23 protein-coding genes and 3 pseudogenes are annotated in these 22,285 nt (G+C 39.7%); 25 read left to right on the top strand and 1 reads right to left on the bottom strand.

Features of this window, described 5'->3' with window-relative positions; translation table 11 throughout:
• Nucleotides 1-902: TNT domain-containing protein (locus ACHBHN_RS08000; RefSeq protein WP_394733901.1), on the top strand; the 902-nt coding region annotated here is incomplete at its 5' end.
• Between the two features lie 98 nt (nucleotides 903-1,000).
• Here ACHBHN_RS08000 and ACHBHN_RS07995 read toward each other — a convergent pair.
• A pseudogene (locus ACHBHN_RS07995) lies at nucleotides 1,001-2,132 on the bottom strand (IS110 family transposase).
• A gap of 306 nt (nucleotides 2,133-2,438) precedes the next feature.
• Between ACHBHN_RS07995 and ACHBHN_RS07990 the strand changes: the two are divergent.
• From ACHBHN_RS07990 to ACHBHN_RS07875, 24 genes and pseudogenes are all read left to right on the top strand, one after another.
• On the top strand, nucleotides 2,439-2,864 hold the full coding sequence (locus ACHBHN_RS07990; protein ID WP_394733900.1) for a hypothetical protein: 426 nt from the start codon (nucleotides 2,439-2,441) through the stop codon (nucleotides 2,862-2,864).
• A 362-nt stretch (nucleotides 2,865-3,226) separates the two neighbouring features.
• Complete coding sequence (locus tag ACHBHN_RS07985; RefSeq protein WP_394733903.1) at nucleotides 3,227-4,351, top strand: hypothetical protein; 1,125 nt, start codon at nucleotides 3,227-3,229, stop codon at nucleotides 4,349-4,351.
• A 15-nt stretch (nucleotides 4,352-4,366) separates the two neighbouring features.
• Entirely contained in the window at nucleotides 4,367-5,104 is a 738-nt protein-coding gene (locus ACHBHN_RS07980) for a PoNe immunity protein domain-containing protein (protein ID WP_161498003.1), read from the top strand.
• Nucleotides 5,105-5,304: 200 nt separating this feature from the next.
• Nucleotides 5,305-6,150 carry a hypothetical protein gene (locus ACHBHN_RS07975; protein ID WP_394733899.1) on the top strand — a complete coding sequence of 282 codons (846 nt, stop codon included), beginning with the start codon at nucleotides 5,305-5,307 and terminating at the stop codon, nucleotides 6,148-6,150.
• A 4-nt stretch (nucleotides 6,151-6,154) separates the two neighbouring features.
• On the top strand, nucleotides 6,155-6,388 hold the full coding sequence (locus ACHBHN_RS07970; protein ID WP_105111728.1) for an Imm74 family immunity protein: 234 nt from the start codon (nucleotides 6,155-6,157) through the stop codon (nucleotides 6,386-6,388).
• Between the two features lie 92 nt (nucleotides 6,389-6,480).
• The gene (locus ACHBHN_RS07965; protein ID WP_394733898.1) at nucleotides 6,481-7,884 is read left to right on the top strand and encodes a hypothetical protein; all 1,404 of its coding nucleotides are present in this window, start codon (nucleotides 6,481-6,483) and stop codon (nucleotides 7,882-7,884) included.
• Between the two features lie 9 nt (nucleotides 7,885-7,893).
• On the top strand, nucleotides 7,894-8,439 hold the full coding sequence (locus ACHBHN_RS07960) for a hypothetical protein (protein WP_172006815.1): 546 nt from the start codon (nucleotides 7,894-7,896) through the stop codon (nucleotides 8,437-8,439).
• Between the two features lie 115 nt (nucleotides 8,440-8,554).
• Entirely contained in the window at nucleotides 8,555-8,629 is a 75-nt protein-coding gene (locus ACHBHN_RS07955; RefSeq protein ID WP_394733902.1) for a hypothetical protein, read from the top strand.
• Between the two features lie 17 nt (nucleotides 8,630-8,646).
• Entirely contained in the window at nucleotides 8,647-10,218 is a 1,572-nt protein-coding gene (locus ACHBHN_RS07950) for a hypothetical protein (RefSeq protein WP_394733897.1), read from the top strand.
• Nucleotides 10,200-10,586, top strand: a complete 387-nt coding sequence (locus ACHBHN_RS07945; RefSeq protein ID WP_105137949.1) for a hypothetical protein — start codon at nucleotides 10,200-10,202, stop codon at nucleotides 10,584-10,586. The genes ACHBHN_RS07950 and ACHBHN_RS07945 overlap by 19 nt, the downstream gene beginning before the upstream one ends.
• A gap of 8 nt (nucleotides 10,587-10,594) precedes the next feature.
• Nucleotides 10,595-11,019, top strand: a pseudogene (locus tag ACHBHN_RS07940) (hypothetical protein).
• Between the two features lie 128 nt (nucleotides 11,020-11,147).
• On the top strand, nucleotides 11,148-12,116 hold the full coding sequence (locus ACHBHN_RS07935) for a hypothetical protein (RefSeq protein WP_394733896.1): 969 nt from the start codon (nucleotides 11,148-11,150) through the stop codon (nucleotides 12,114-12,116).
• Nucleotides 12,117-12,127: 11 nt separating this feature from the next.
• Entirely contained in the window at nucleotides 12,128-12,508 is a 381-nt protein-coding gene (locus ACHBHN_RS07930) for a hypothetical protein (protein WP_394733895.1), read from the top strand.
• Between the two features lie 24 nt (nucleotides 12,509-12,532).
• Nucleotides 12,533-12,940, top strand: a complete 408-nt coding sequence (locus tag ACHBHN_RS07925; RefSeq protein WP_105137946.1) for a hypothetical protein — start codon at nucleotides 12,533-12,535, stop codon at nucleotides 12,938-12,940.
• A 3-nt stretch (nucleotides 12,941-12,943) separates the two neighbouring features.
• Complete coding sequence (locus ACHBHN_RS07920) at nucleotides 12,944-13,276, top strand: WXG100 family type VII secretion target (RefSeq protein ID WP_105137945.1); 333 nt, start codon at nucleotides 12,944-12,946, stop codon at nucleotides 13,274-13,276.
• Complete coding sequence (locus tag ACHBHN_RS07915; RefSeq protein ID WP_105137944.1) at nucleotides 13,245-13,934, top strand: DUF5081 family protein; 690 nt, start codon at nucleotides 13,245-13,247, stop codon at nucleotides 13,932-13,934. The genes ACHBHN_RS07920 and ACHBHN_RS07915 overlap by 32 nt, the downstream gene beginning before the upstream one ends.
• Nucleotides 13,934-14,332, top strand: a complete 399-nt coding sequence (locus ACHBHN_RS07910; RefSeq protein ID WP_248046446.1) for a hypothetical protein — start codon at nucleotides 13,934-13,936, stop codon at nucleotides 14,330-14,332. Before ACHBHN_RS07915 ends, ACHBHN_RS07910 begins: the two co-directional genes overlap by 1 nt.
• The gene (locus ACHBHN_RS07905; RefSeq protein ID WP_394733894.1) at nucleotides 14,332-16,278 is read left to right on the top strand and encodes a pre-toxin TG domain-containing protein; all 1,947 of its coding nucleotides are present in this window, start codon (nucleotides 14,332-14,334) and stop codon (nucleotides 16,276-16,278) included. The genes ACHBHN_RS07910 and ACHBHN_RS07905 overlap by 1 nt, the downstream gene beginning before the upstream one ends.
• Before the next feature lie 13 nt (nucleotides 16,279-16,291).
• Nucleotides 16,292-16,954 carry a PoNe immunity protein domain-containing protein gene (locus tag ACHBHN_RS07900; protein WP_105137755.1) on the top strand — a complete coding sequence of 221 codons (663 nt, stop codon included), beginning with the start codon at nucleotides 16,292-16,294 and terminating at the stop codon, nucleotides 16,952-16,954.
• A gap of 57 nt (nucleotides 16,955-17,011) precedes the next feature.
• A complete protein-coding gene (locus tag ACHBHN_RS07895) occupies nucleotides 17,012-17,200 on the top strand; it encodes a hypothetical protein (RefSeq protein ID WP_172006806.1) in 189 nt (62 codons plus the stop codon).
• Complete coding sequence (locus ACHBHN_RS07890) at nucleotides 17,200-19,131, top strand: polymorphic toxin type 15 domain-containing protein (RefSeq protein WP_248046450.1); 1,932 nt, start codon at nucleotides 17,200-17,202, stop codon at nucleotides 19,129-19,131. The genes ACHBHN_RS07895 and ACHBHN_RS07890 overlap by 1 nt, the downstream gene beginning before the upstream one ends.
• 16 nt (nucleotides 19,132-19,147) lie before the next feature.
• On the top strand, nucleotides 19,148-19,690 hold the full coding sequence (locus ACHBHN_RS07885) for a T6SS immunity protein Tdi1 domain-containing protein (protein WP_105111811.1): 543 nt from the start codon (nucleotides 19,148-19,150) through the stop codon (nucleotides 19,688-19,690).
• A gap of 20 nt (nucleotides 19,691-19,710) precedes the next feature.
• Nucleotides 19,711-19,911 (top strand): annotated as a pseudogene (locus tag ACHBHN_RS07880) (DUF5966 family protein); the annotation flags it as partial.
• Nucleotides 19,912-20,109: 198 nt separating this feature from the next.
• Complete coding sequence (locus ACHBHN_RS07875; RefSeq protein WP_105138290.1) at nucleotides 20,110-22,284, top strand: ATP-binding domain-containing protein; 2,175 nt, start codon at nucleotides 20,110-20,112, stop codon at nucleotides 22,282-22,284.
• Nucleotide 22,285 lies beyond the last annotated feature (1 nt).

Below are 22,285 nucleotides of genomic sequence, written 5' to 3'. Positions count from 1 at the left end.
ATAAAGGTGATGGTAAAACCTTAGCCATCAACCCCATCCGAGATACCCTCTTCATGGGAAATGACAAACTATACCATCAAGTAGGAGGGCTCTTTACAACCACCAGTGCCGTGATGATCCCCATCGGACAAACACAGAGTGTGACTAAGGGCCTCGCTGAGTTTGCGATAGGTGAGGTTGGAGGTTTTGTTGGAGCTCAGGCAGGCTATTATGGAACCAAACTACTTGGAGGAAGCGAAGCTGATGCCGAGCGTGCAACTTTTGTAGGCAGTATCTTAGGTGGCTTTGCGGCATCGTCAGCGGCGAGTAAGTTTAGTTTGAATGATATTGGAGAAACTAGAGCCACTTCATTTATGGATGAGATGAGTCCTGAAGATGCACGAAGGTATGAGCAGTGGAACAAGTATGTTGAGGCAGGCATTGAACCTATAGATAGGGTTAAATTGGGTGATTGGACTTACCCTCCAGAAATAGAGCTCTACCTTACGAATAAAAATGTGTATGACAATCCGGATTATTTTAACCAGATAACGGGGAATGTAATCTATCCAGGGTCACAAGAAAGCGCACTTGGAAGAGTAGATGGTAGCGTCCATAAAGACGGCTTCCTAAATGGAGAATCCAGAGAATCAGTTTTATTACCTGGAACAAAAATTAATAGAATTGGGTCTAATCCAACGGGTAGGTATTTTTCACCTGAGGGTGCAACTTTTGGAGAGAAGGCCTTGCCTCCTTTTATGAAATCACAACCTAATTCTGATTACATTGTACTTAAAGAGATACCTACAAAAGAGGGTATTGTTGCACCGTGGTTTGATGAACCAGGACTGGGAATACAATATTTGACGGACTTAACGATTGATGAATTGGAAAAAGGTGGTTATGTCCTTAAAATTAAATAAGAGGTTAAGTTTGAAAAAAGAGTAAAAATTAAATGAGATATTGTTTACCCGAATTTTGAGTACACTAAAAAGAGGTCTTGCAACCTGATTTTAAAAAATTAACTGACGTTGAATCCGTGTTGTTGTGCGTATCGAATAGCGTCTTGAACAGACATTATCTTGTCAGGGTTTCTGATTTCAGTCAATCCTTGCAAAACAGGATTATAGCTTTCTTGTTTTAGAAGAACTTGGTAAGTCGCAACGAGAAGCCTGCGACAAATAGCGATAATCGCTTTTCGATGTCCACGTCGTTTCTTGAGTTTGAGATACTTGTTCTTGAATTCGGGAGGTTTATCGGACTTGACAATAGCGTTAGCGATTTGAACGAGAAAAGGTTTGAGGTATCTCCTGCCTTTTGAAATGCGAGTAGAGTATTTCTTCTCAGCACTTTCATTGTTAGCAGGAACTAAACCAGCCCAAGAGCAGAGTTTTCCTGCAGAGTCAAAGATTGTCATGTCTACACCGATTTCAGAGATAATTCTGAGAGCAGAGAGTTCTTCTTTAAAACCAGGCACAGTTTGAATTAACTTGACCTGTTCTTGATACTCTTGCCCCAGTTCCCTAATCATCTGTTCTAAGTGTTCTTTACAGATAGCTAGGGCGTCGTAGTGAGCTTTGATAACTCTAATTTTCTCAGCTTGTTCAGGCGTCAAGTCCCCATCTATAGCTCTTTCTAAGTCCTGCACTTTGTCCGAAAACATCGGAAACAACACTTGCGATCTGGAGATTGGACCAAGTGAGACAGTTTTGATAACGATTTTTCTCGCTGACTTGAAGTTGCGTTAACTTCATACAATAGCGAAAGAGGTCACGTAGTTGTCTGATTTTAAGAGGAGGGATAAAGCTGGAAGCGACAAGGTCGTGCTTGAAGAGGTCAGCTATCCATTGGGCATCTTTTTTGTCTGTTTTCTTCCCCGAATCGCCTTAACATATTTTGGGTGAGCCAAGCAGATGTGACAGGATTCTTCGAGGATATTGAAGACAGGAATCCAGTATTTACCAGTTGATTCCATACAGACATCAATAGTATTCCAACCAGTCTCGCAGCTTAATAAGACCATTTGTAAAGGTTGAGAACCGTTTACGGTGGTAGCTAGTGATTCCTTGATTGTCGGTGATGGCAATAACAGCTACGATAAAGGTTTTATGCACATCAATGCCACAACAATTCGGGTAAACAATTTTTAACATGAGGGGTCTCCCTTCATAACAATTTGAGAAGAATCTATCCCTTGACTGTTCTTCTTTTCCACAAACGAGTCGCTTATCCAATTATAAGTTTACGTGCTCAGTGTCACAGTTAGTTGTGCTTGATAGGAAGAACTACACCTATAATTATTCGAGGTAGTGGCTATACATACCACTCACTAAATCACCTCCCCGTGATTTGTAGTAGTGATAGGTCTACTCACTTTAATTATAAATCAAAATAAAGAGTACAACACTTTTTCATTCAGTGTTGTGCCTTGAGTGAAACGAAAGGAATGAATTATAATTATGTTAGCAGAGTTAAAAACTAAAATTGAAAATGAAGTTCCTGAAATTAACAATATCAATTTATCAAATTTAGGAATATATTTTATGAAACAACCGCCTTATTTTCCTGAGGGAATAAATGTAGTTGAGAATAATGATGGCTATAATTTGATTTTTACCGAACGCGGAAAAATAACATCTGAAGACATTGATTTAACTGCGGATGAAGTAGAATATCGGTTATTAAAAGTTATAGCGCAAACTATCTCATCTGAAAAAATAGGAGGGATTAGTGAGTTTGAAATTAATGAATTAATCAATAATCAGGAGTTTGATAAAATTGAACAATTAGTTAAACAGATGAAAGAAAAAAGGTACCAATATGAAAAAAAAATATTGGGTAAAATAAATCCAAAATACCTTATTTGGTATGAAAGTGAAAATTAAAGCCTATCTTAAATTGCTGGGTAGAACTGAGATAGTCAAATCCTACTGCCGACTAGCGTTCTTGCTTATGCTACAGAATCCTATTTGTCAGGAAGTACTTCTAATTCAGTGGTTACGAGGAATACTCAGTTCTTACTCCCATAAAGGCACTTTTGACGGAGTATAGTAATCGCTCAAGGGTAGTAGCAACCTATCAATCAGGAGATATTGGTCGTTTAACTAACATTGAGCGTTTTGCGACAGCTTATGAGGCTGTGGCAAATCATCTTACCAATAACGCGGAGCGCTTACAAGCTGCCCAAGAACGAGATCAAGCACGATTTGAAGCTCTGGCAGCGGAAGAGAGAAGTAAGCAGGGTTGGATAGACTTGGCTTTAGGTGCAGTCACTATTGCAGTAGGTCTTGCGGCTATTGTAGCAACAGCAGGTGCTGCGACCCCTTTGGTTGTAGGTGCAGGCATTGTGGCAGGAACAGGCACTGTCGCCTATGGTGCTTCCAATGTGGCAGAAGCAGGACAAGATATTTACCTAGGCTATAAAGGGGATGGTAAAACCTTAGCCATCAACCCCATCCGAGATACCCTCTTCATGGGAAATGACAAACTATACCATCAAGTAGGAGGGCTCTTTACAACCACCAGTGCCGTGATGATCCCCATCGGACAAACACAGAGTGTGACTAAAGGCCTCGCTGAGTTTGCGATAGGTGAAGTAGGCGGTTTTGTCGGAGGACAAGCAGGGTATCACGGAACAAAATTACTTGGAGGCAGTGAAGCCGATGCGCAACGAGCCAACTTAGTCGGAAGTATCTTAGGAGGCTATGCGACATCATCAGCAGCAAGCCGGTTTAGTTTGAATGAGGTAGAGGTACCTAATACACCAACTTATAATCGTGAACAAATTCTAAAGAATATTGAAGAGAGTCGTCTTGCTAGAGAGAGTTCGAATTTTGGTAAGCATTTAGAAGTTGAGAAAGCTATTAAACAAAGAGTTAAACTTCATGATGAATTAGAAAGAAGAATTTCTAAGTTTGATTATTATACTGCTTCAAAGACACAAAAAGGGAACTATGGTGAAATTAGAGCCTATGATGATTTATTAACTCCTAAGCGTGGCGAGACCTCTATCTATGATTTAAGGCGTGTTGGCAGGGACATCCCAGAAAGTCTGGATGCTAAATTAGAGCGTGGAATCGATGGTATTTATATCAATAAATCTGGTACCGGCTCTAAGGTTATTATTGATGAGGCTAAATTTAATAAATCACGACTTAATCCTCATACAGCTGATGGTAAGCAAATGAGTTACGAGTGGATTAAGAATAGGATAAAATTGAAAGATTTTACAGATCCAGAAGAGTATTTTACAGTTTTAGAAGCCTTTGAAAGTCAAAATTATGATTCTGTTTTAAGCAGGGTAGATGTTGATGGAACTGTGAAACATTTCCGCTTGGATAGTGGAGCAAATATAATCGGTGAATGGCCATAAGGAGTTATGAAGACAATGAGAGATAAACTGAATACTTTAGAGAACTATGAAAAAGGAATTAATTTTTGGGAATACGCTATTAAAAGATGGCAAGTTGGTATTGATGAGCTTTTGGAGGACGAAAGGTGTGGTATTCAACGCAATAGATTAACTAATGCAGAAGTTATTAGAAATAAAAAAGATAGCATATCCAAAAACTATTATGAAATATTTAAAATAATGTATTCTGCTGGCTATCCTATTTTTGATGTTCGGAAGTCTTTCTTGAATTTCCTAGAAACCAAAGGCCTCGTCTTAAATGGTCATATTCATTATTTGGACGATTTGGATATTATTTCAGTTGGTATTCTTTTAGATATTGATGCTGAAACAATGGCACCTTTTATTGAAAACATTAAACAAGTTGATTATCAAGATTACTTGATGGACTTTCTGATTCGTTACTACCGTCCTGATTGGCCACAACATGAGGAGATTCGCTTTAAACGTCCTTATGCTCATGCCAAAGCTATCATAGAAGCAGAGAATCAGGAGAAGGCACTTGGTGCTTTGAGAAACTATGTCTTTAGCAAGTGGTATCCAGGTTCTAATGACGCCCCTTGGTATAATAGCCATAAGTCAAAAAATCCAGCCTTTCATGCTGGGTATTGGAGTTTCGAAGCTGGAGCTATTGCCAAGATATTGAATTTAGATGATAGTAGTCTTGAGGGACAGCAATATTATCCTTATGATATGGTACATTGGAAGGGTTAGTCATTGTATCAAGTTGATTTTAGAAATCATCTAGCCCGATGTTCTTTTTAGGAATTAACTGATACACTAAAGAATAATAGATTTTATTAGCAGAGTTAGAAATAAGCTCTGCTATTTTCCAAGAAAAAGTTGTAGGTGGTGTAGTAGCTATTGTAGCAACCGCAGGTGCTGCGACCCCTTTGGTTGTAGGTGCAGGCATTGTGGCAGGAACAGGCACTGTCGCCTATGGTGCTTCCAATGTGGCAGAAGCAGGACAAGGTATTTACCTAGGCTATAAAGGTGATGGTAAAACATTAGCCATCAACCCCATCCGAGATACCCTCTTCATGGGAAATGATAAACTATACCATCAAGTGGGCGGTCTCTTTACAACCACCAGTGCCGTGATGATCCCCATCGGACAAACACAGAGTGTGACTAAAGGACTCGCTGAGTTTGCGATAGGTGAAGTAGGCGGTTTTGTCGGAGGTCAGGTAGGCTATCACGGAACCAAACTTCTAGGAGGAAACGAAGCTGATGCCGAGCGTGCAACTTTTGTAGGCAGTATCTTAGGTGGCTTTGCGGCATCGTCTGCGGCAAGTAAGTTTAGTTTGAATGAGGTGCACACCTCAAAGCAATTTTCCAAAATAGACTTTACTGAAACAAATTTTGATGTCAATCTAATTAGAGATAGATTGAGAACTAAACCCGATACAGCTTTTTTCTGGTCAGGAAGAACAGATGGTATCGGAGGAATGGATGTTGCAAAAGATATTGCCAAAAGTAGAGGTGGTGTCACGCTAGAGTCTACTATTGATGATGCTAATGTTATCATGCCTGAATGGGATTTTAATAAACCATCAAGTATTGATGCATGGGAAGAAGCGTCAAATATTTATGCGGAACAAGTTTCTGGGAAAATTCGAGCTGTCGTAGGTAACGAATTAAGACCTGGAAATATATGGGAAAATATAGAATTGCCGAGGTTAAAAGCAAATCCAAATGTTACTCAAATTACCACAATTGACCCTAAGACAGGTATAGAAACAATAATATTTAAGAGGTGAAATCATGAAAATTTCGGGGACGAAATCATCAATCACTTTTGACTTGGAAAACGGACATATTTTAAGAGCAGAAGGTGAATTATTAGTTGGAAAAAAATTTGTAGTTTATAAAGATAGCATGACACATTGGGAACCGCCCTTTGAAAAAGACCTAGTATCTTTACAAGATGTTGAGAATATTATTGCCATAGTAAAAAGTATGGAAAGTGAGAATACAGTGCATATAGAATTTGTATAACTACTTAGTTAAGTAGACTTGCCCTCTCTCTTTTATATCAATGAAGTTGTTGAAAAAGGGAATAATATTATTATTAAAATGATATCACAGACTTGAATGAAGCGATTATCCAGTATGAGAGCAATCATGCCAGTCATGATTTGTCAGCGTTTAAAGAGTTGCTCGCTTCCACAAAGGCGCTCTTGGCGGAGTATAGTAATCGCCCTAGGACAGTGGCAACCTATCAATCCGGAAATATTGGTCGTTTAACTAACATTGAGCGTTTTGCGACAGCTTATGAGGCTGTGGCAAATCATCTTAGCAATAATGCGGAGCGCTTACAAGATGCCCAAGAACGAGATCGAGCACGATTTGAAGCCTTGGCAGCGGAAGAGAGAAGTAAGCAGGGTTGGATAGACTTGGCTTTAGGTGCAGTCACAATTGCAGTAGGTCTTGCGGCTATTGTAGCAACAGCAGGTGCTGCGACCCCTTTGGTTGTAGGTGCAGGCATTGTGGCAGGAACAGGCACTGTCGCCTATGGTGCTTCCAATGTGGCAGAAGCAGGACAAGATATTTACCTAGGCTACAAAGGTGATGGTAAAACCTTAGCCATCAACCCCATCCGAGACATCCTCTTCATGGGAAATGACAAACTATACCATCAAGTAGGAGGGCTCTTTACAACCACTAGTGCCGTGATGATCCCCATCGGACAAACACAGAGTGTGACTAAAGGCCTTGCTGAGTTTGCGATAGGTGAAGTAGGCGGTTTTGTCGGAGGGCAAGCAGGCTATCACGGAACAAAACTCCTTGGAGGAAGCGAAGCTGATGCCGAGCGTGCAACTTTTGTAGGCAGTATCTTAGGTGGCTTTGCGGCATCGTCTGCGGCAAGTAAGTTTAGTTTGAATGATATAGGAGAAACTAAAGCCACTTCATTTATTGAACAGATGTCACCAGAAGATGCTCAGAGATACGTAGCTTGGAATGAGTTTGTTGAAGCTGGCATTGAACCTGAGGCTAGAATTCGGATATTAGATGAGGGAATTATCTCTCCACATACCTATCAAGAATTTATTAAACATAATCCTTTTCAGAATGTTGATGATTATTTGGAGTTGGTTAAAGGACAATCACCATGGCCAAAAGGTTTTATCCCGGAGAAAAGAGTTTTGAAAGGTGGAGACATGTTTGAGATGGCTCTGTCACCTGGTCAGGAGGATTTTCAACCAGGAGGTTTCGCAACAGATGTGGGGACAATTACAGATGTTAACTATGTAAGAAATAAACTCGCTGTTAAGGTAGATTGGAAGGGTGATATTGATAGAGTAGTTGTATATAAGGTAAAAGACGGTTTGGAATTACCAGTACAAGTAGGACCAGTCGGTCCGCAAATTGATCTAAAAGTGGACAAATATTTACCAGGTGGAGCGGGTCAGAAAGAGTTCTTATTACCTAGGGAAATAGATAGAATGGACTATTTAGATGTGATTGAAGAATTAGGAAGAGAAATTTATTAAGGAGTTTTTATGCATATAACTAGAGATGGAAATGTTGTCAGTTGGAATTATGGTAGTACAGTAGTATCTATCGAATTAGCTAATGTATATTATGCTAGGTACTTTCAACAAAAAGGTTATGTTATATTAAAGACACGGAGAACGGTAACAGATATTTCTTACTTTTATTATGGTATCGATGGGACTCTTTTTCTAGAATATCATCTTGAAACAAGTATTATAAAGTGGTTATATAATCTGGAGTTCTTAACACTGGAAGTATCCGATTTAAAAAATGTAGAAGTTAACCAAGAAAAAAGGCTTCTGTATATAATTTATGGAGAAGGTGATAAAAAATTTTTAAAAGTAATTGATTTAGAAGGAAACGAAAAACTTGTAGCAAAATCACCTGCTGGATTTGAAATGAAATATTTTTCTGATATTGAAAATAATGGAATTAAAGTTGTTTGTGAAGCGACTACAGAAGAGAATATAGATTCTTTTGGACGCTATCAATTTAACTTCTTATTAGATTTAGAAACTGGTCAGTGGGAAAAATTGGGGCTGGCTTATTAAATTCAATCAGAATAAGAGCTCAAGACAATACAATCAGAATTATGCAGTTCTCATAATAATCTTAAAAATCGGATAGAATAACGACTCCAACCTCCAAGGTCAAGCAGTCACGAGTATTCGGACTTATCTGAGTGAGGTTCAGGGCACGTTCTTGCAGACACTAATCAATCTGATGAATGATTACTCCTGAAAAGTCAGATTGAATTATTGAATACCGCCAGGTCCAAAATATCTGATTTGGTATCTTACTCTGGAAGCAGTCATACCAAAACCATCCAGCAGTATAACTTTATTATTAATGACATAAAGACCTTAGATGAGTCAATCAAGCAATATGAGAGTAACCATGCTAGTCATGATTTTTCAGCATTTAAAGAGTTACTTGCCTCTACAAAGGCGCTCTTGGCGGAGTATAGTAGTCGTCCAAGGGTAGTGGCGACCTATCAATCCGGAGATATTGGTCGTTTAACTAACATTGAACGTTTTGCGACAGCTTATGAGGCTGTGGCAAATCATCTTAGCAATAATGCGGAGCGCTTACAAGATGCCCAAGAACGAGATCGAGCACGATTTGAAGCCTTGGCAGCGGAAGAGAGAAGTAAGCAGGGTTGGATAGACTTGGCTTTAGGTGCAGTCACAATTGCAGTAGGTCTTGCGGCTATTGTAGCAACAGCAGGCGCTGCGACCCCTTTGGTTGTAGGTGCAGGCATTGTGGCAGGAACAGGCACTGTCGCCTATGGTGCTTCCAATGTGGCAGAAGCAGGACAAGATATTTACCTAGGCTACAAAGGTGATGGTAAAACCTTAGCCATCAACCTCATCCGAGATACCCTCTTCATGGGAAATGACAAACTATACCATCAAGTGGGCGGTCTGTTTACAACCACCAGTGCGGTGATGATCCCCATCGGACAAACACAGAGTGTGACTAAAGGCCTCGCTGAGTTTGCGATAGGCGAGGTTGGAGGCTTTGTCGGAGGACAAGCAGGCTATCACGGAACCAAACTACTTGGAGGCAGTGAAGCCGATGCGCAACGAGCCAACTTAGTCGGAAGCATCTTAGGTGGCTTTGCGGCATCGTCTGCGGCGAGTAAGTTTAGTTTGAATGATGTGGGTAAAACTAAGGTCACTTCATTTATGGATGAGATGAGTCCTGAAGATGCACGAAGGTATGAGCAGTGGAATAAGTATGTTGAGGCAGGCATCAGCCCTGAGGATCGTGTTCGAGTGCTGGAGATTTCGGAGAAGGCACCGAAGATTAAAGTGGTTGATGGATTTGATAAACAGACAATATTTGATGACATCTTAAAGATTGATAAGGATGTTACTCCTAGGCCAAATCCAGAAGAATATCTTCATTCAGACTACATTGAAGCGCATAGGCAACAATTTGATAATGGAGCTGCTAGATTCCAAAAAATATATAGTGAAACTTATAACAATGGTGTTATAGGTGTTGAAGGTGGCGATAATACAAGTTTTTGGTTAAGTAAAGATCATGCGGATATCATTCAAGAAGTTGCTAACGGAAATAACCGGATTTACGAGGCACTTTTAGGTTTTGACCCAGGTTATTTAGGTGATGAGCCACTTTATCGAATTGATGTTGCACCAGAAATTGTTGAAAAACGCGGGCTTTCTATACCAAGTGGGAACGAAACTGGAGCAAATGATTGGTGGCGTCCAGGCGGCCGTACATACCCTGGGGATATGCTAGAAGGAGTTATGAAAGATGTTGGCATTGAGGAAGGAGACTACATATGGAAAAAAGTGGATTAAGCTGGGAAGATGTCATAAAATTTGAAGAAGTTAAAGGCTACGGGGAACATATTTGGAAAAATCATGACCAATACTATTATGTTACAGAAGAAGGAGGTATTGCCGTACAACGAGTCGTTTATGAACTGCCAAAGGACTTGTTTGAGTTATTGGAACGCAACGAAAAAAGTATGGCAGATATCCATTTTAAGTTGAGATATGATTCATGGCCGCCAAAAGTAACACAATTAGAAGCAAATAAAAATTTTTGGAGACGATATCCGGATGTTTTAAAATCCAATGTAAAGGCACAAAAATATTTTACAAAGAAAGAATTAGAAGAGATCTTACCCGAAGGTTCAGAGATTTTAGCTAGTAGTGACAATTGAGACTATATATGGAAAAAAGTGGATTAAGCTGGGAAGATGTCATAAAATTTGAAGAAGTCAAAGGCTACGGGGAACATATTTGGAAAAATCATGACCAATATTACTATGTTACAGAAGAAGGAGGCATTGCCGTACAACGAGTCGTTTATGAACTGCCAAAGGACTTGTTTGAGTTATTGGAACGCAACGAAAAAAGTATGGCAGATATCCATTTTAAGTTGAGATATGATTCCTGGCCGCCATCGGAAGAACAAAAAAAGCCAGAGAAAAGCGTTCTATTGAAGAGAGTCCCACGACTCTAATAGACATACCAAAATTTAGAGCGTTGTTTATCCAAGAAGAACTAGAAGAACTAATTCCAATTGCAGAACAAAAATGGATTGATTGGAAAGGCAAGCTACCAGATAATTATGTTTCTCCCTTTAAAAAGTAATAATATCACTCATAGTCTGAGGGCTATGAAGAAGCAGTCACACCAAAACCATCCAGCATTATAACTTTATTGGGTCCAGGAAATTAGAGAAAGTGTGGGTTTAATATTATGAAGCGGACTACTTTGTCTTGGATGAGACGGAGAAAATTCTCAAGTCCATGCGTCGCCTCAAGCAGATGGTTAAGGAGCGTAAGAAGGCCTTGTCTAAGCTTAAGGCCACCAATCTTCGCCAGTACAACCAGTTGTCTGAAGCCAGTTTCCCAACCCTCTTTGTCATGATTGATGGGTTTGATAGTGTTATGGATGCCCCATTTGCTGATGCCTTCTACAATGTGCTCAACGTTATCGCTAGTGACGGGGCGTCACTTGGCATTTATCTGGTGACGACCTTATCTCGCCTCAATGCCATGCGACTTCAGCTCCAGTCCAACTTTAAGACTAAGATTTCCCTCTTCTTGTTTGACAATAGTGACCTGTCAGGTGTTGTCGGTCGTTCCAACATTCCTTTGGATGAAATCAAGGGTCGGGCCATCACTAAGCTGGATGAGATTGTCCAGTTCCAAGTAACTCTGCCTTACACCAGTGAAGCCCATGCGGACTACATCATTGAGGTGGGTAATGAGGTTGAAGCCATGAAGACAGCCTACACAGGAGAGTTGCCAAGTGGTATACCGATGTTGCCTGAGAAGGTCAAGCCTGAGAGTATTGACCTGTCAACCAAGGATTTTGTCTTTGGTTTGGATAGGGAGTGGGTTCAACCAGCAGGGTTTAGCTTTGAGAAGCCTGTTTTGATGACATCGGATAGTCCAATTTTTGTGAACAATTATTATAAGATTTTAGACTTCCATCTCAAACGACTTCAGGGGCAATACAATGCGGTGATTTTAGATTCTAGTCAGCATATTGGGACAGGCTTATTTGAGGGTGCTCAACGCTTTGATAAGTCATTAGAAGTTGAAAATGTGATGAAGACTACTCTTGAGGATTTGAAGAAGAGGATGACTGTTCCTGGTCAATCTTATGCCGAGTGGCTAGTTATTATCCCTATATTGGGACAAGCTTATTTGAGGGTGCTCAACGCTTTGATAAGTCATTAGAAGTTGAAAATGTGTTGAAGACTATTCTTGAGGATTTGAAGAAGAGGATGACTGTTCCTGGTCAATCTTATGCCGAGTGGCTAGTTATTATCCCTGATGTAGTAGAGTTGGCTAGGACGTCTAATCTGAGTGAGTCTGATTTTAAGCTATTAATCTCAGAAGGTGCGACCTATGGCGTGGTTCCTGTTTTTCTAGGTACAGTTCAGGACTTGGTTAACAATACTTATGACAATTACGTTAAGATGATTGTCCACTTGGTGGGGCAAGTGTTCTTAGGTCAACGGATTAGTGATCAAAATCATACCCGTTACCCTTATATTAACAATGAACCGTCACTGAAATCAAATCAAGGCTATTTACTTTACCTAGATGGCTATGAATTTGTCAAGTAGTTGGAAGTATAGAAAGGAAAATCTATGTCTATTTTTGGTTGGTTTGGTGGTGGAACACCTACAGAACAAAAAAGAGACCAGTATAAACGCCTTTATAATAAGCTGTTGTCCTTGTCTCAAGACTTTGATAGAAAAGAGAAACAGTTAAGTCAGCGTGTTGATACGTACTTATCGAATCGCCCTAATATGGAAGCGAGCTATATCCCAGAGGATGTTTTTTCAGATAGTGAATCAACTGCGAGGTCTAAGGTTGTGCTTCTCAAATCACATCAGACGAGTGATGGAGCCAAATTAGCTGGGGCGGTATCTGCGGCTTACAGTAGGTATCAGTATTACCATCGTTTAGCGATTCAGGAAGCCGAGGAGCGTAGACGAGAAGCAGAGCGTCGCCGTCGTAAGGCTGAAGAAGCAGCGAAAAAGAATCGGGGGTAATTCATGGCAGAATTAAAAATAACTTATTCGGAACTCGAAACAGCTTTGCAATTATCTAAAGATATCAATAAAGAGCTATCTTCTTCGTATCAAACGGTTGGCGAACTACGCTCTTATTTGGAAAGTGCTGCGTGGAGTGGGCAAACGAAAAATGCCTTTATGACTTATTTGAACCTTATCTATCAGTATCACAATGATTTGATTGGTATCATGAAAGAACATGAAACAGCGGTAACGAGTTTGAAGCAATCCATTGATGACTATAACAGTTCATCGGAAGTTGCCTCAATAAGGGGGGTAGGCTATGGCAGGAACAGATTATTTTTCAATCTATGAGCTTTATTACCTCATTGGAGCCTTTGATGGCGATACCTTGCTTGGTCTGCCAGGATTAGAGGAGCTTTCCCTCCCGTCAGAAGCTGTTTGGGAGATTGCCCATGAGTCATTAAAGGCTAAAGGTCTTGTCGGAGATGATGATGACCTGACCAAGGCTGGATTTGTGGTTGTGGAAACCTTGAAGGATTATTGCACGGGTTATTCTCTAACTGTTGTTAATAATGCTTATGTTATGCTGACGGGTAATCACGGGGAATCGGTTATCTTAATTGATAGCCAAGAGGGGTTTCAGTTATTGCGGATAGGCCCGCTTGCTCGGCTAGCTTTCTTTCAAGAAAAATTACCGTCTCTTTTACTGAGGGAGCCTCAGACGGATGAAGGTGATTTCTTAACCAAGGAAGAGGCTCTCTCTCCAGAAGTCGAGGAGGCACTAGCTGGTGATGACACCGTTGTTATCCAGCACTATCCGCTTCGTCAGATGCTTGAGACCAAGCATCGGGACGATTTGGTCGTGTCTTGGTTATTCCGAGAGATTGATGGTCGTTTGTATGGGGTTGAAACGTCTAAACAAGTGTTACAACGGTTTAGTCAATACTATTTTCTAGAACGGTGCTACACTTGGTTAGGAATTCCCTTTAGAGAGGAGGATTTTGCCTGATGGGTAAAGAATCAATTCATCATGATGGCGGGGGTGCATCTAGTCAACAGATTGTTATGAATGTCGATGAGATGCATGAGATTATGCGTTATCTGACCACCATAGAGCTATCCTTTCAGCAACGTCTGGCTCCGAAACTCCAAGCCTTGTCCCAGACTAAATACTATGAGGGCGGCGAGGCTTCTAAGGCAATGGAACATTATGCTAAGATGCTAAACAAGGTCAATGAGGTTGGTGATTTGTACAGTCGAGCCAATAGTGAGGTTTTCTACCTGATGAATCAATGGCTGGAACAAGATGAGGTTCTGGCACAGAACTTCCGAGATAGTTTGCAGGGCGGTGGACAATTGGCTGATAATTTGAGGCAGTTGTTCCCACCAGAGGAAGGAGGAAGCTAATGACTAAAAATGTTGAGCTTCATCTTCACAAGTGGAGCAAAATGAAGGGTGCTTTAGGCTCTGTTACTGAGACTGGCTCCGGTGGTGGTTTTAGTGGTGGCAGTTACAGCAGCTGGGGCGGTCCAGCCATGTCCTCCTATAGTGGTATTGGTGGTAGTGGTAGTCAGGGCTTTGCGAATCGGATCAAGTCCCTGGTTGAGATTACGGAGAAGGCCAAACGGGCCATCAATGATCTAGATGTAGACGGAGCTATCGGCAACCTTCACTTCCATGATGACCATGTGACGGCGATTAGCTTGCAGTCCAAACTGACCGCTCTAGAAAGCTATGCTGGTAAGGTGCAACAGTCCCTGAAGGATAAGATTGACCAGCTTTTCTATGAAAAGTTGGACAAGGTTGGGGATCGGCTAGAGGCCTTGAACATCAGCGACTACAAAACCAGTAACCAGATTGGGTTTAAGAAAACTGAGGTCATCTATAGCGATGCTGGCCAGTACATGGGCACTCGGGAAGTCTTGGCCAAAGAAGTTGGTCTCAAAGAACTTTATCAGGTTGACAATCCCTATAAGAAACGGCTTCAGGCCATGTATGACTCCTATAAGTCTAGCGATGACTACAAAGAGAGCAAGTTGACCGAAGAGGACTACTTGTTTGCTAGTCATCAGACTAGAGCCTTTACTTATCATTCCCTTAATGATGAAAAGGCGGCTTTTGAGGGGAAACGAGACCTTCTTTTAGCGGCTGGTGTTGTTATTTTGAGCATTTTCTGTCCTCCTGCAGGAGCTGTGGCAGGCGTTGCTTTGGCGGCAGCGGACATGTATTCAGCTGCTTCAGGTAAGGACTGGATAACTGGTCGTGAGCTTGATGATGGTGAGCGCTTGATGCGTGGAGCCTTTGCCTTGTTTGACCTTGTGCCAGGTGTTGGTTACCTCAATGATTTGGCCAAGACAGGTAAGGTGGCAGGTTTTGCAGGCATCAAGGCAAGTTTGAAAACCAGCTTCAAGGAAGGTATGGAGCAGGCGGCTAAGAATGTGGATAATTTCAAGGTTGTTCTTAAGAACGCGGATGACTTTGGGAAGAAGGTTGTTCGTCAGGTCGATAATTATGGTAAGCAATTCACAACATTTGGTCTTGATTTAGTAGATGAATCAGCCCTAGGATTATCCAAGGCTGCTCAAGAAGGTTTGGAGAGAGCAAAGACTTTTTCCTTAAATCTTCCTACGATTGGTGTTGTCGAAGATGCGATGACAGGTCAGCGCATGATGATGGCTGATGTTGTGGAAACAACAGTAGGTGATACAGGCATAGGCAGTAAACTAATCACACCAGCAGAACAATTTGTCAAAGGTGCAGGAGATAAGAGTTTAGCTCGGCTTAAATCTCGTCATCACTTCTATACGACAAAAGAGGAGTTTACTGAACTCTTGAAAAAAGGTGATATTCCAGAGTATCTCGGTGTTCACTCGGTTGACGATATTCTAAAACAGCAAGACCTCATTGGAAAAGTTGATGACGGTGTCGAAGAACTGTTGACCAATATGCGTAAAGGTAACTATGGCGAGATGACCACTGATGAAATTTTCCGTCAACGGGGTTATGAGCGTATCAGTTTGGACATCACTGCCGACCTTGATAATGTTACACACCACGGCATTGATGGCGTTTACTATAATCCCGATGGTCACCCACCTTATATTATCGCGGAAGCTAAGTATGACAAAGCTCGATTAAAATATCTTAAAAGTAATGGAACACGCTCAGGTAAACAAATGGATGAGAAGTGGATTTTGAAAAATTTAGAAAAATCTGTTGGTGAAGAACAATATCTAGAAATATTGAATGAGATACATAAAAGCAATGTAGGTACTCAGCTGGTAAAAGTTAAGAAAACTGGAGTAATTACCATTGATAACTTAGATAAAAATGCCAACATTATTAAACCATAAGGGGGTTCTATAAATGGTAAGAGATAAACATAAAGACAGACAATATTTTAGTAGAAAAAATGAATTTCTTTTTAAGGGAATCGATACTTTTTTAGATACCGCAAAAATTGTCAAAGAAGAGCAGCGAGGTACTGTTGAATTATCTCTAAGTCATTTTTACGAAAATTTATTTAAGTCAACCTATTCTTTTGGAGAAGATGTGAATAACATTTTTGATTATTATTTAAAAGCTTTGGGTTATTATAAAAATAAAGTTGATGATAATTCTTCTCTTTATGACATCATTGATTATTTTGCAATAGGTGTCTTGTATAGCGATAGAAAGGCAGAGTTTATCGATGATTTGAAAGTCTTGTATGACAATCTAATTTATACCGATGACCTGATTGATTACTACGCTACTTATCTGTTTCATGACAAAATTGTCCCATATCGTTCAGTTTTAGAGTATCAGAATATGATTGGTGATGATTTTGACAGTGTTCAAAAAGCCCAAGGTTTTTGGTATTATGAACATTCAGATGCACCTTGGTATGAGACACATCATTATGACAATCGTGGTTACTATGGTTACTGGGCTTTTGATACGGCGGCAACTTGTAAAATCAAAGGTATTTTTGATGAGCGATTGAAAAATTTAGATTATTTCCCTTATGATTTGTTGGTGCAGAAGTAGCAGTAATTAGCAGAGCTAGTTTTCAGCTCTGCTATTTTTCCAAAAGATCACCATAAGATGCTAAACAAGGTCAATGAGGTTGGTGATTTGTACAGTCGAGCCAATAGTGAGGTTTTCTACCTGATGAATCAATGGCTGGAACAAGATGAGGTTCTGGCACAGAACTTCCGAGATAGTTTGCAGGGCGGTGGACAATTGGCTGATAATTTGAGGCAGTTGTTCCCACCAGAGGAAGGAGGAAGCTAATGACTAAAAATGTTGAGCTTCATCTTCACAAGTGGAGCAAAATGAAGGGTGCTTTAGGCTCTGTTACTGAGACTGGCTCCGGTGGTGGTTTTAGTGGTGGCAGTTACAGCAGCTGGGGCGGTCCAGCCATGTCCTCCTATAGTGGTATTGGTGGTAGTGGTAGTCAGGGCTTTGCGAATCGGATCAAGTCTCTGGTTGAGATTACGGAGAAGGCCAAACGGACCATCAATGATCTAGATGTGGATGGGGCTATTGGCAACCTTCACTTCCATGATGACCATGTGACGGCGATTAGCTTGCAGTCTAAACTGACCGCTTTAGAGACCTATGCTGGTAAGGTGCAACAGTACCTGAAGGATAAGATTGACCAGCCTTTCTACGAAAAGCTGGACAAGGTTGGGGATCGGCTAGAGGCTCTGAACATCAGTGATTATAAAACCAGCAACCAAATTGGGTTTAAGAAAACTGAGGTCATCTATAGCGAAGCTGGCAAGTACATGGGTACTCGGGAAGTCTTGGCCAAAGAAGTTGGTCTCAAGGAACTTTATCAGGTTGACAATCCCTATAAGAAACGGCTTCAGGCCATGTATGACTCCTATAAGTCTAGCGATGACTACAAAGCGAGCAAGTTGACCGAAGAGGATTACCTCTTTGCCAGCCATCAGACCCGAGCCTTTACTTATCATTCCCTCAATAATGAGAAGGCAGCTTTTGAGGGGAAACGAGACCTTCTTTTAGCGGCTGGTGTTGTTATTTTGAGTATTTTCTGTCCTCCTGCAGGAGCTGTGGCAGGCGTTGCTTTGGCGGCAGCGGACATGTATTCAGCTGCTTCAGGTAAGGACTGGATGACCGGTCGTGAGCTTGATGATGGTGAGCGCCTGATGCGTGGAGCCTTTGCCTTGTTTGACCTTGTGCCAGGTGTTGGTTACCTCAATGATTTGGCCAAGACAGGCAAGGTAGCAGGCTTGGCTGGTATCAAGGCAAGTTTGAAAACCAGCTTCAAGGAAGGCATGGAGCAGGCGGCTAAGAATATTGATAACTTCAAGACTGTGCTCAAGAATGTCGATGACTTTGGGAAGAAGGTTGTGACTAAAATCGATGATTTTGGGAAACAACTTGACAATTTAGTGACTAATAAGGTATCATCACTAGCTGACGACGTTGCTGGTAAACTTCGTCATGCAGATGAGACAATCAGCACCGCAGCACAGAATTTCCGCCTCAACATTGGTTTAGAACCACAATTGATTGATGGCTTTATGCCAACTCCACCTCCAGGGAAGTTGTCTGGTTTAGCTGATAACATTCAAGCTTTTGCGAAAAGTTTGGATGGTAGTGTGGATGATGTGGCGAGAGGCGCCAGTCGTCAAGCCAGCAAGGTGTGTGATAACTTTGCGGATGACGTTGCGGATGTTATTGTTCGTAAGGGGGAAGATGTTCCACGCTTGAAAGAAGTTGAAGTAGAATTCAATCGGAATCCGAAACACGATAAGGCAGAATTTACACGACAATTGGCCGATCAAGAGGCAGGTATGAATCAATTAACGGTTCAAGAATATTTGGATAACCGTGAACGGTATATTGCAGATGGGCGTGCACTTGAAGGGAATGCGGCACAACAGGCTGCCCGTAAAGAAGCATTTGAAGATAAACTTGAAGAGTTAATCAATGCAAATATGCCTATTGATAAAGCAGAACAGGAAGCACAAAAATGGCTAGATACTCAAGCAGCGTTACACAACCCTGATCAGATTGCGGGAGGCTATGCCGATAGAATTGGTGGCATGGGGGATTCAGGCATTAACTCCTCCATTGGTGCTCAATGGCAGTATCGAATTGATGCGGTAGATGAACAAATTCTTGAAATGGCTTCAAAACTGTCGCCAGAACAGTTGAATAGTACGTATTTAAATGTTAAACTAACACACTAATGGGAGGAGGCAAATAATGTTAGAGAACTTTAGAACAGTGGCTGAGATGCCTCAAGAAGTAATTGAAAAATATAAAGACCAGATTCCTGAAGAATTATTACGTATTTGGCAGGAAGATGGTTTGGGAACATTTTTAGATGGTTATTTGAAAGTCATTAATCCAGATGATTACCTCGAACTCATTCAAGAAACCTACTTCAGGGGAGATGTTTCGATTCCAATATTTGTGACAGCTTTCGGAGACATAATTACTTGGGAAAAAAATGCTTATGTAGGAATTGTAAAATATAAAAATAGTTTATTTGATATCATTATTAAAAATTTTACTCATTTTTTGAAATTTTTAAATAATGAATATATTACTAAAAATTTCGAATTATCTCTCTACCAAGAAGCAGTTAGGGCATATGGCGAACTGGATTATGATTACTGTTTTGGTTTTGTTCCCTTGTTAGCATTAGGTGGTCCTAAGGATGTTAAACATTTGGATAAAGTTAAAATTATTGAACATCTTTATATTATTACCCAATTAGTTGGTGGCATTGGAATGGACGACTAAAGAGGTGGCCTCGTTATAAAAGTTTATTTATCATTGGATTAATCGGATTTTTAGCCTTTACAGAAGTCTATGGGATTTACCTCTTTTTTACAGAACGATACCTCTATGTGGAAGATTTAGCCACCAATGGTATATTGAGTTTTACCGCCCTCTATATCATTTTTAATCTTTTACTTGTCTTTGGATTGGTTAGAAAAGTAATTAGAAGTGGAATTGTATAGATGTTGAAGAGTCTATCTTAGTATGTTTTTGTTACTGAGTTTTTAAAAATTCTATTTGTTATTGAAAGATTCTAAATATCGCTTTGAAGTCTGTATTTTTACAGTTCTATATATTAAGTACGTATATAAGGGTTACTTGTAAGTTGATAACAGATATATGGTATAATAGAAAAAAATAATTTAGAAAAGAGAAATAAAATGGAAATAATCAAGGGTTCATCTAAAAATCCAGTAGTTGATGAATTATTGGTAGATTTTTTCGCTAAAAATCATCCAGAAATGGATGCAACATTGTATACAGGATATCCAATAATAGGTACTACACATGGACCGTATCCAATTGATGCCACTTTAATCTCTAGTGAATATGGTGTAGTTATTTTCGATTTAATATCTGGAACAGAAAGTTCTGATATTATAGGATTTGAAGAAAGACAAGATGAGATTTTTAATATTGTAGATGGTTATTTAAAATCATATAAGGAATTAACAAATAGGAGGCAGTTGAAAGTTCCTTTAACAATTGTTTCATATGCGCCAGAAGTTCATTCAAAAATTGAGGATGATGAATATCTAATTTTTAATAATGAGACTCTACATACTTTTTTTAAGAAACTTGATAATTATATTGATGATAAGAATTTTTCTACAGAAGATTTTAATCAAGTGAAATCTGTAATCCAGAATATAAAAAATATCAGAGAAAGTATTTCGGAAAGAAAAATTACCACACCTAATTCAAGGGGAGCAAAGATTGAGGAGGTAAAAAAACATATTGCAACTCTTGATCCTCAGCAAAGTAAGGCGGTAGTTGAGTCTGTTGAAGGTGTTCAGAGGATCAGAGGGTTAGCTGGCTCTGGTAAGACTATTGTATTAGCAATGAAAGCCGCCTATCTGCATGCCAAACATAAAGATTGGAAAATTGTAGTAACATTTAATACAAGATCACTTAAAGAGCAGTTTAAAGAATTGATTACAAGATTTTATGTATCGCAAACTCAAACATTACCTAATTGGGAAAATTTAAAGATATTAAATGCTTGGGGACGACCCGTGTCTGGAGATGACGATGGGCTCTATCATCAATTTGTAAAATATCAGGATGATGCGGAATACTATGATTTTGCACAGGCAAAAAGAAAATTTGGGTTTGAACCATTTGAAAAAGTTTGTCAAGAAGCAATTCAAAAAATGAATCAGTCAGTTCCACTATATGATGTAATTTTAATAGATGAAGCTCAAGATTTTTCTAAATATTTTTTTCAGATTTGTTATCATTTAGTAAGAGATAAGAAACGAATTGTTTATGCATATGATGAGCTTCAAAGTCTTTCGGGTAAGTCGTTGCCATCTCCTGAGGAATTATTTGGTAATAAAACTGGTACAGATACACCGAGAGTTACATTAGAAAGAAATGATGATAGTGAAGACATTGTTTTAGAAAAGTGTTATAGAAATCCTAGACCCATATTGGTGACAGCACATGCTCTAGGTTTTGGCGTCTATCGTAAAACTGATGAGCGTTCAAATACAGGATTAATTCAAATGTTTGAAGACTCTGAATTATGGAATGAAGTTGGTTACGAGAATACACTCACAAGGGATCATCGTATTGAATTAGGTCAAGAAGTTAGATTAACGCGGACTGATAAAACGAGTCCTAAATTTTTAGAAGAACATTCTGATTTTGATGATTTAATTTTATTCAAGAAATTTGATGACAAAGATGCTCAGAGTGAATGGATAGCTCAAGAGATTATCAAAAATATTGCAAAAGATGACTTGACTGCAAAAGATATTATTGTAATAAATCCCGATCCTGTTAAAACTAAAAATGAAGTGGCTAAGGTTAGAAAGATTTTGTTTGAACAAGGTTACATCAGCCATATAGCAGGTGAAGCTAATGCTAATATTTTTTATGTTGATGATATTTCAATCACATTTACAGGAATTTATAGAGCAAAGGGTAACGAAGCTTCGATGGTATATGTTATGAATGCCCAGGATTGCTACGACTCTTTAAATGAATTGCAAACTGTACGTAATCGACTATTTACTGCAATGACTAGGAGTAAAGGATGGGTGAGAGTGACTGGTGTTGGAGAAAAAATGTCATTACTGTTAGAGGAATATGATTTAGTTAGAGAAAATAATTTTGATTTAAAATTTCACTATCCAAATAAAGAAGAATTAGCGCTTATTCAAACAATTAATAGAGATAAAACTGCTGCTGAGAAGCGAATGATAGATGATGCTAATAATGGAATTTTGAAGTTAGTAGATGGAATTAAATCTGGTCAGTTAACTGAATTTGATATAGCTCTTTCTGCTGAAGATCGTAAATTACTACTCCAACTTTTAAAAAAGGATTAAA

Source organism: Streptococcus sp. A22 (assembly GCF_043674215.1).
GTDB lineage: Bacteria > Bacillota > Bacilli > Lactobacillales > Streptococcaceae > Streptococcus > Streptococcus suis_V.
This window is presented reverse-complemented; position numbering and strand designations above follow the sequence as displayed.